This window comes from Achromobacter semiaridum, assembly GCF_053543755.1.
Window position 1 is genome coordinate 123,046 of sequence record NZ_JBLVOL010000070.1, and the last position, 9,344, is coordinate 132,389.

Sequence of the window (9,344 nt, forward strand, 5' to 3'; positions counted from 1 at the left end):
GCGGGCGCCGATGTCTTTCGTGATGTCTTCCAACAGGCCCGCGACGAACACGGGCAGCGCGGCAACGAACAGGGCGGGCCAAAGCCACGTCAGGGTCATGTTGGCCGGGCCGAGCACCAGCAGGCCCAGCAGCGTGCCGGCCAGTACGGCCAGACCGCCGACGCGGGGCGTGGCGCGGGAATGGTTCGCTTGTGGTTTATTGAGGTCGCTGTCGCCGGTAAAGCGGCCATGCCAGCGCTCCGACCACACGATGAGTCCCCCCACCATGAACGCGACCACGCAGATATACAGCCAGGTCACTGGATCACCTTTGGTTGGTCTATCGAGACAGGCCCGCCATTATGGGAGGCAGGTGTAACGCCCATATATGTGAGGGATAAGGAAGTGCAATTCACGGGCACGAAACGTAACGCCCCTGCCGGGGCCGTTCGTGCGCGCAGAAGTACGGATTTCATGCTGGCGATTGTAGAGCTTTCCGCCTTGGCGCATACGAAATATCCAAGGGAAAACACGGACGCGTCCATAGGGAGGATGGCCAAGCTCGCGGCAACGGCCGGGCCGCAAATACCGTTAAATAGGGACGGATTATCGCCAGGCAAAAAAAAGCCCGAGATCGTGAGATCTCGGGCTAAATCCACCAAAGGAGGAGGGTGGAGGAGACAACCGTGGCATGTTGGGAGCGGGCTTTCTGCTCGCTGCGCTGTCGGGGTTTTGCACCGCGCCGACTGCGTTTCAACATCCGATGAATGAATAGTACCGATGTTTTTTGTGCGATGCAAGAATTTTTTTGATCTCTTTAAAAGGTCAAATCCGACGTTGCATTTTCGCCGCAAATTTCCCGGACGCCCCCTGGAGAGCCATACCTGGCAACGACTTGGCCAAAAAAAGGGTTTTCGCCGAACGGGTAAACCCCTTGCGGATTTACCCTTGGCGCTTCCGGGTAATCCCACCCCGAAAAGCGCACCAGTTCAGTGCGCCGCGCACCACGATGCGGCCAAATTGGCGCAGTGCAACATTTCCTTAAACACCCTTAACGATCGATTCCGGGCGTGCTTCATATCCAGTACGCCGTGGTCGTCATCACCTTGGACATCGCCCGCATGGCCGTCTTTACAGGGCCCGGCAGCGGTATGCCCCCTGCCCGCTCGGCGCTGGCCCGGTGCTCGGCCTCGTCGTCTTTCATCTTTCGGACGACCTCGCGCGAGCGTTCGTCCTGCACCGGCAAGGTGCGTAGATGTTCTTCCAGATGGGCCTCGACCTGCTTTTCGGTTTCAGCCATGAAACCCAGGTTGCGCGGCACGCCTGCATAGCTGGCCAACACGCCCAGCGCAAAAGAACCGGCATACCAGACCGGGTTCAGCAGGCTGGGCCGGCTGTTCAGCTCGGTCAGCCGTTCGTTGCACCACACCAGATGGTCGACTTCCTCGGCGGCGGCATTGAGCAGCAGCGCACGCGGGCCGGGTTCGCGGCAGACCGAGGCTTGGCCACGGTACAGCGCCTGGGCGCAGATTTCGCCCACATGGTTCACGCGCATCAGGCCGGCGGAGTGCCGCTTGTCCTGCTCCGACAGCGCGCCCGGCGCGTCGGGGGTCGTGGCCGGATACGGCCGGCCTGCCGTGGCGCTGTTGGACAGTACGCGCAGCGCGCGGTCGGCCTCGGCCAGCAGGGCATCCAGCGGGCCGATGCGGCGGCGAATGGAAACGGGTCCGGATTGAGACAAAGCAGTGGACATGGGCGGCTCCTGTGCAAACTGGCGCCACACACCCCTGATGCGGGGCGGGGCTCTCATGCCTGGAATTGTACGCAACAGGTATCATCGACCATTGACTGCGCTCAATGCGGAAGGACACTCAAAATGGAATGCACGATTGACTGGGGCGGCCCCAACGGCATGCTCTTTACCGCCAGCACCGGCAGCGGCCACGTGGCCGTGATGGACGGCGCCGTGGACGGCGGCGGACACAACCTGGCGCCGCGCCCGATGGAAATGCTGCTGGCCGGCACCGGCGGCTGCACGGCGTACGACGTTGTGCTGATCCTGAAGCGCGGCCGTCACGCCGTCACCGGATGCAGCGTCAAGCTTCAGGCCGATCGCGCCGAATCCGACCCCAAGGTCTTTACCCGCATCCATTTCGCCTTCACCGTCACGGGCCGCAACCTGCCGCAGGCCGCCGTTGAGCGCGCCGTGCAGTTGTCGCACGAAAAATACTGCTCGGCTTCAGCCATGCTTGAAAAGACCGCGGCGCTGACCTTCTCGGTCGACATCGTCGACACCCAGGAAGCGCCGGCCGCCGCCTGAGAACCGCCATGAAACAATATCTAGACCTCGTTCAATCCATCCTGGACACCGGCTCGTGGCAGGAGAACCGAACGGGTATCCGCACCATCAGCATGCCGGGCGCCTCACTGCGCTTTGACCTGCAAAAGGGCTTTCCCGCCGTCACCACCAAGAAACTGGCCTTCAAATCCGCCATCGGCGAAATGGTCGGTTTCTTGCGGGCCTCGCGCAGCGCGGCGGAATTCCGTGAACTGGGCTGCAAGGTCTGGGACCAGAACGCCAACGAAAACAGCCAATGGCTGGCCAACCCCTACCGCGAAGGCCCGGACGACCTGGGCCCGGTCTATGGCGTTCAATGGCGCCAGTGGCCCGCCTACAAGCTGCTGGATGCCGGCAACAATGGCCAGCTTGAAGACGCGCTGTCTCGCGGCTACGCCAAGGTGGCCGACTTGCAAGAAGGCGGCGTGGACAAGGTGCTGCTATATAAAGCAGTGGATCAGCTGCGCCAGTGCCTGGACACGATCCACGAACGTCCCGGCGACCGCCGCATCCTGTTCCACGGCTGGAACTGGGCGCAGATCGAAGAAATGGCGCTGCCGCCCTGCCATCTGCTCTATCAATTCCTGCCCAACGCCACCACGCGGGAAATCTCGCTGTGCCTGTACATCCGCTCGAATGACGTGGGGCTGGGCACGCCGTTCAACCTGACCGAAGGCGCCGCGCTGCTGCACCTGCTGGGTCGTCTGACGGGTTACAAGCCGCGCTGGTTCACGTATTTCATCGGCGACGCCCATATCTACGAGAACCACCTGCCGATGCTGCGCGAGCAGCTCACGCGCGAACCCTTCGAATCGCCCCAGTTGGTATTGTCGGACCGCATTCCCGACTTCGCCGTCACCGGCCGCTACGAACCCGAGTGGCTGGAAAAGGTCGAGCCCGGCGACTTTTCATTGTCCGGCTACACGCATCACGCCCCCCTCACCGCGCCCATGGCCGTGTAGGAACGCACCCGGGAGGCCGCCCTATCGGCGGCCCAGGGCGCCCGCGCTCGGCGGCCAGAAGTGAAGATTGGTGAGCTTCTTGAAGCGCGATTTCGGTATAACCCATCCCTTAGCCTCGGACGCGCGTCCAGCACTACGCGCGCGCCCCGGCTTTCGACCGGCCCATGCCGCGCCGAGCCCGCCGCCAGTCGCCCATCCCGCGACGCGCCCGGCAGCGCCGACCGCAGGCCTTGCTTGCCCCTTTCCCCTTCCCGACAAGAGAGACCGTAAATCGCCAGCGTCGACAGCAGCAATCGTCTTACGACCCAATTGCAACTGTTGACTACTAATTGATTTGATTTGAGGCCGGCGCGACGGCAGTAAAGCGCTTAGGACAGGACCGCACAAATGCTCGTTGGAACTTATAACCCTTCGCTCGTCCTCGTATCTCTAGGGGTCGCCATCCTGGCGTCATACACGGCGTTGGGCATGGCCAATCGTGTGCGGGCCTCGCACGGGCTGCCGGCCGCGCGCTATTGGCTGGCGGGTGGCGCCTTTGCGATGGGCGTGGGCATCTGGTCGATGCACTTCGTGGGCATGCTGGCCTTCAACCTGCCCATCCCGATGGGTTATGACCTGTCTTTGACGGTGCTGTCCCTGGCCATCGCCGTGGGCTGCTCGGCGTTTGCGCTGTGGATCGTCTGCAAGGATGAACTGCCATGGCGGCGCCTGCTTAGCGGCGCGTTGCTGATGGGCGTCGGCATCGCCGCCATGCACTATCTGGGCATGGCGGCGATGCGCATGGCGCCCGGCATCGTTTACGACGCGAAGTGGTTTGCGCTGTCCATCGTGATCGCCGTGGCCGCCTCGGGCGCTGCCTTGTGGATCACCTATCGCCTGCGCCACGACGGCCCGCGCGTGGCGTTCTCGCGCCCGCTGGCCTCGGTTGTCATGGGCATCGCCATCGTCGGGATGCACTACTCGGGCATGGAAGCCGCCGGTTTCCCGGCCGGCAGCATCTGCATGGCGGCCGACGGCGGCATCTCGGCGGGCTGGCTGGCCATCGCCGTCACCGCCGTCACGCTCAGCGTGCTGGCGATTGCGCTGGTGGTGGCCGTGCTGGACAACCGGCTTGAAGCCCGCACGTCGGCGCTGGCCTCGTCGCTGGCCGAGGCCAACGAAGAACTCGTGCAGCTGGCCTTGCACGACACGCTGACCAAGCTGCCCAACCGCATCCTGCTGGAAGACCGCATGGAGCAGGCCATTGAAAGCGCCGGTCGCCGCAAGGGCTATTTCGCAGTGCTGTTCTTTGATCTGGACGGGTTCAAGGCGGTCAATGACGCCTATGGGCATCACACCGGCGACGCCTTGCTGATCGACCTGGCACAGCGCATCCGCCAGGCCTTGCGGACGCAGGACACCGTGGCGCGTCTGGGCGGCGACGAATTCATCGTGCTCAGCGAAGTCATCGAGCCCACCGATGCCGCCAGTGTGGCGGACCGCCTGATCGAAGCCATCGCGCGGCCGGTCATGGTTTATGGCCACGAAGTGCTGGTGACTTCCAGCGTGGGCATTGCCGTCTACCCCAACGACGGCGAAGACACGCATTCCCTGCTGACCAACGCCGACGCCGCGATGTACCACGCCAAGCGTCTGGGCGGCACCGGCTACAGCTTCTTCGAGCCGTCCATGAACGCGGACGCCCACGAACAGATCGAACTGCTGCACGACCTGCGGCTGGCGCAGGAGCGCGACCAGTTCGTGCTGCACTACCAGCCCAAGTACGAAGCGCCGTCCGGTCCCATCATGGGCGCCGAGGCACTGCTGCGCTGGAACCATCCGACGCGTGGCCTGGTCGGCCCGGATCAGTTCATTCCCACGGCCGAGAAAACCGGGCTGATCCTGTCGATCGGCGAATGGGTCATCAACGAAGCCTGCCGCCAGATGCGCGAGTGGATCAACGCCGGCCAGGGGCACTGGACCATCGCGGTCAATATCTCGGCCTTGCAGTTCGCCCACGCCAGCCTGGTCGAAACGGTGCGTTCGGCGCTGGCGCGGCACGACGTGCCGCCCGCCTGCCTGACGCTGGAAGTGACGGAATCGACCGCCATGCGCGACGCCGAAGCCAGCCTGGCCGTGCTCAAGCGCCTGTCGGGCCTGGGCGTCACCATCTCTATCGACGACTTCGGCACCGGTTATTCCAGCCTGCTGTACCTCAAGCGCCTGCCGGCTACGGAATTGAAGATCGACCGCGGCTTTGTCAACCAGCTGGAAAACGACAACGAAGACGCGGCCATCGTGTCGGCGATTGTCGCCCTGGCCCAGCAGTTGAACCTGCGCATCGTGGCCGAAGGCGTGGAGACCGCCGCGCAGCAGAAATTCCTGACGGGGCTGGGTTGCGATTCGCTGCAAGGCTTCCTGCTTGGCCGCCCGATGCCCGCCACCGAATTTCTGGAACACGCGGCGACCTGAGCGGCACCGGGTCGAACCGCAAAAAGCGGGGCTGCCCCAAACGCCCTTCTTCAGGCAAGCGCCCGAATTTGCTACGCTTACGCCGTTCCGCGGGCCGACTTCCGGCCGCGCACCCACCGTAGCCAGCCCGAATGCCCGCCAGCCTGACCCTGATCGTCGCCTACTCCACCAACCGCGTCATCGGCCGCGACAACACGCTGCCCTGGAAGCTGCCGGGCGATCTGGCGCATTTCAAGCGCAGCACGCTGGGCCACCCGATCATCATGGGCCGCAAGACCTGGGATTCCCTGGGCCGCCCGCTGCCCGGCCGCGGCAACATCGTCATCAGCCGCAACCCCGATTTCACCGCAACGGGCGCCACCGTCGTTCCCAGCCTGCAAGCCGCCATCGACGCCTGCGGCGATGTAGACGAAGCGTTCGTGATCGGCGGCGCACAGATCTACGCCCAGGCGCTGCCGCTGGCGCAACGCGTGCTGGCCACGGAAGTGCACGCCGACGTTGAAGGCGACGCGTTCTTTCCGTTGCTGCCCTCGTTCCAGTGGAAGGAAACGGCGCGCGAACCGCAGCCCGCTGAAAACGGCTACGACTACGACTTCGTGACGTATCAGCGTCAGGCCTGGCGGTAGGGGCTATCCCCGTATTCGCTTCACGCCGCGCCCGCGTTACTGATAAAGCGCCACAACGCCGGCGCTTCCGAATACGCCACGTTAAAGCGCACCCAGGGCGTGTCGGCTTCGTCCACTTCAAAGTAAGACCCCGGCGCCAGCCAGATGCCGTCTTTCAGCGCCAGCTCCGCCAGCCCGTTGGCGCCGCGTTCGCGCCACGTGCCGGCCACCTTGGCCCACAGGAACAGCCCGCCCTGGGGCCGCCCATGGATTTCAAAACCGTGTTGCCGCATCTGTTCGGCCACCACGACGTGCGCCTGGGCCAGCCGTTCGCGAGTGCGCGCGATGTGCGCGCGGTAGCGGCCTTCGCGGATCACCTGGTGCACGATGCGCTCCATGATCTCGGGCGAGGTCAGCCCCACCGCCATCTTGGTGCGCGCAATGTCACGCACCAGATCGCGGTGCGCCACCACGTAGCCCACCCGCACCGACGGGCTGATGACTTTGGAATAGCCGCCCAGGTAGACCACCCGCTGCCCGCCGTCCAGCGCGGCCAGCATGGGCGTGACGCCGGGCGCGAGTTCGCGCGAGATATCGTCTTCGATCACCCATAGCCCATGGCGCTCGGCCGTTTGCAAGATGCGAAAGGCGTTGGCCATGCCGATGCTGGCGCCCGAGGGGTTCTGCAATACGGTGTTGATGAACAGCGCGCGCGGCCGGTGCTGCGCCGCCACCGCTTCCAGCGCCTCGCAGTCCAGGCCATCAACCGTGCGCGGCACCGACACCACCCGCAGCCCCGCCAGGCGCAGCAACTGCAACAGGTTGGCGTAGGCCGGCTGCTCGACGACCACGGTGTCGCCCGGCCGCAGCAAGGTGCGGATCACCATGTCCAGCCCGTGCGTCACGCCCTGTGTCAGCAGCACCTGCGAGGCCTCCACCTCCATGCCTTGCGCGCTGAGGCTGGCCGCGATGGTTTCGCGCAGCGGCGCGTAGCCGTACGGGTGTCCGTAATTGGCAATGCGCATCGCCGGCACGCGGCCCATGTGGCGCAGCGCAACGTGCAGGCCTTCTTCGTTGAGCCATTCGCCGGGCAGCCAGCCGCAGCCGGATTTGATGGGGATGGAATGGTCGGCAAAGATGTCCGACAGCAACCAGCCGGCGTTCAGGCGCGGCGGTTCCCAGGACAGGGGCTCGCCCCGGCGCGCGGGCGCGTCCGGCGACGCCACCCGATAGCCCGCGCCCGGGCGGGCCGCCAGCCAGCCCAGCGACACCAGCCGGCTATAAGCGCTGGCAACGGTGAAGGTGCTGACGCCGTACTGGCGTGCAAACTCGCGCACCGACGGTAGGGACATACCCGGACGCAGGGTGTGTTCCTCGATGGCGCGCAGGATGGCCGCCACCAGTTGTTCCACCAGGGTGGGCGCCAGTCCGCGAGCGCGGTTGGGCTGAAAATCGATCACGGGGATAACTGTACAGTTGAGCCACTTGTGACTATACAGTTAGCGGGCTTTGCGCAGATCGTATATTTTCATTCCCCGCGCGACAGACCAGAATCATTGAATCCCGGCGGCCGCGCTTTTCCTTCTGTTGCGGCGCCGCCGTTTCGTTCTACTGGAGCCGCCATGAACGCCCCCGCCAATTTGCCCGACCTGTCCCATCTCTGGATGCCGTTTACTGCCAACAAGCAGTTCAAGGCTCATCCGCGCATGCTGGCAGCGGCCAAAGGCATGTATTACACGTCGGCCGATGGCCGCCAGATCCTGGACGGCACCGCCGGCCTGTGGTGCGTGAACGCCGGCCACGGCCGCCAGGAAATCGTCGAGGCCATTTCCCGCCAGGCCGGCGTCATGGACTACGCCCCCGGCTTCCAACTGGGCCACCCGCTGGCTTTCGAGGCCGCCACCGCCGTGGCCAGCCTGATGCCGCAGGGCCTGGACCGCGTCTTCTTCACCAACTCGGGTTCGGAATCGGTCGACACGTCCCTGAAAATCGCGCTGGCTTACCACCGCGCGCGCGGCGAAGGCCAGCGCACCCGCCTGATCGGTCGCGAACGCGGTTACCACGGGGTCGGCTTCGGCGGCATTTCGGTGGGTGGCATTTCCACCAACCGCAAGACGTTCTCCGGTGCGCTGCTGCCCGCCGTGGACCATCTGCCGCACACCCACAACCTGGAACAGAACGCCTATTCCAAGGGCCAACCCGCCTGGGGCGCCAACCTGGCCGACGAACTGGAACGCATCGTGGCGCTGCATGATGCGTCCACGATCGCCGCCGTGATCGTCGAACCCATGGCCGGCTCGACCGGCGTATTGATCCCGCCCAAGGGCTACCTGGAAAAGCTGCGCGAAATTACTTCCAAGCACGGCATCCTGCTGATTTTTGACGAAGTCATCACCGCCTACGGTCGCCTGGGCGCCGCCACCGCATCCGAGTTCTTCGGCGTCACGCCCGACATCATTGCCATGGCCAAGGGCGTCAGCAACGCCGCCGTGCCGGCGGGCGCGGTCGCGGTCAAGCGCGACGTGCACGACGCCATCGTCAACGGTCCGGCGGGCGGCATCGAATTCTTCCACGGCTATACGTATTCGGCGCACCCGCTGGCCGCCGCCGCCATTTTGGCGACGCTGGACATCTACCGCCGCGAAGACCTGTTCGGCCGCGCCCGCAAGTTGTCGGGCGCCTTCCAGGAAGCCGCGCATGGCTTGAAGGGCGCGCCGCACGTCATTGACGTGCGCAACCTGGGCCTGGTCGCCGGCATCGAACTGTCACCGCGCGCCGGCGCACCCGGCGCACGCGCCGGCGAAGTCTTCCAGAAGTGCTTCGACAGCGGGCTGATGGTGCGCTATACCGGCGATATCATCGCCGTGTCGCCCCCGCTGATCATCGACGAAGCCCAGATCGGCCAGATCTTCGACCAGATCGGAAAGATCCTGAAAGAAGTCGCCTAACCCCGATGACGACGCAGCCCTTGCGGCCGCGCCGCTCTTGATGACACCTCTTGCGGGGGGG

General features: G+C 64.9%; 7 protein-coding genes and 1 pseudogene. 5 read left to right on the top strand and 3 right to left on the bottom strand.

Annotated features, from left to right (window positions below; genetic code table 11):
- Nucleotides 1–300, bottom strand: a pseudogene (locus ACNPP0_RS19525) (MraY family glycosyltransferase); the annotation flags it as partial.
- A 754-nt stretch (nt 301–1,054) separates the two neighbouring features.
- Nucleotides 1,055–1,732 carry a 2-polyprenyl-3-methyl-6-methoxy-1,4-benzoquinone monooxygenase gene (coq7, locus tag ACNPP0_RS19530; RefSeq protein ID WP_332610884.1) on the bottom strand — a complete coding sequence of 226 codons (678 nt, stop codon included), beginning with the start codon at nt 1,730–1,732 and terminating at the stop codon, nt 1,055–1,057.
- A 123-nt stretch (nt 1,733–1,855) separates the two neighbouring features.
- On the opposite strand from coq7, the gene ACNPP0_RS19535 reads away from it, so the two are divergent.
- The 4 genes from ACNPP0_RS19535 (at nt 1,856) to ACNPP0_RS19550 (ending at nt 6,356) form a co-directional block, all read left to right on the top strand.
- Nucleotides 1,856–2,299 (top strand): OsmC family protein, encoded by a 444-nt coding sequence (locus ACNPP0_RS19535; protein ID WP_314355558.1) that lies wholly within the window; start codon nt 1,856–1,858, stop codon nt 2,297–2,299.
- Between the two features lie 8 nt (nt 2,300–2,307).
- A complete protein-coding gene (locus ACNPP0_RS19540; RefSeq protein ID WP_448706766.1) occupies nt 2,308–3,279 on the top strand; it encodes a thymidylate synthase in 972 nt (323 codons plus the stop codon).
- A 387-nt stretch (nt 3,280–3,666) separates the two neighbouring features.
- On the top strand, nt 3,667–5,730 hold the full coding sequence (locus tag ACNPP0_RS19545) for a putative bifunctional diguanylate cyclase/phosphodiesterase (RefSeq protein WP_448706767.1): 2,064 nt from the start codon (nt 3,667–3,669) through the stop codon (nt 5,728–5,730).
- Between the two features lie 131 nt (nt 5,731–5,861).
- Nucleotides 5,862–6,356, top strand: a complete 495-nt coding sequence (locus tag ACNPP0_RS19550; RefSeq protein WP_448706768.1) for a dihydrofolate reductase — start codon at nt 5,862–5,864, stop codon at nt 6,354–6,356.
- 20 nt (nt 6,357–6,376) lie between these two features.
- Here ACNPP0_RS19550 and ACNPP0_RS19555 read toward each other — a convergent pair whose 3' ends face one another.
- Nucleotides 6,377–7,795: an aminotransferase-like domain-containing protein gene (locus tag ACNPP0_RS19555; protein WP_448706769.1), complete on the bottom strand. Its 1,419-nt coding sequence runs from the start codon at nt 7,793–7,795 to the stop codon at nt 6,377–6,379.
- A gap of 162 nt (nt 7,796–7,957) precedes the next feature.
- Between ACNPP0_RS19555 and aptA the strand changes: the two genes are divergently transcribed.
- Nucleotides 7,958–9,283, top strand: coding sequence for an omega-aminotransferase AptA (aptA, locus tag ACNPP0_RS19560; RefSeq protein WP_332610216.1), 1,326 nt, complete (start codon nt 7,958–7,960; stop codon nt 9,281–9,283).
- The last annotated feature ends 61 nt before the right edge of the window (nt 9,284–9,344 follow it).

Excerpts from the sequence above, each read along its gene's own strand:
- ACNPP0_RS19550 (WP_448706768.1), top strand. The coding sequence starts at position 5,862 with ATGCCCGCCAGCCTGACCCTGATCGTCGCCTACTCCACCAACCGCGTC.
- ACNPP0_RS19545 (WP_448706767.1), top strand. The coding sequence starts at position 3,667 with ATGCTCGTTGGAACTTATAACCCTTCGCTCGTCCTCGTATCTCTAGGG.
- ACNPP0_RS19535 (WP_314355558.1), top strand. The coding sequence starts at position 1,856 with ATGGAATGCACGATTGACTGGGGCGGCCCCAACGGCATGCTCTTTACC.
- aptA (WP_332610216.1), top strand. The coding sequence starts at position 7,958 with ATGAACGCCCCCGCCAATTTGCCCGACCTGTCCCATCTCTGGATGCCG.
- ACNPP0_RS19540 (WP_448706766.1), top strand. The coding sequence starts at position 2,308 with ATGAAACAATATCTAGACCTCGTTCAATCCATCCTGGACACCGGCTCG.
- coq7 (WP_332610884.1), bottom strand. The coding sequence starts at position 1,732 with ATGTCCACTGCTTTGTCTCAATCCGGACCCGTTTCCATTCGCCGCCGC.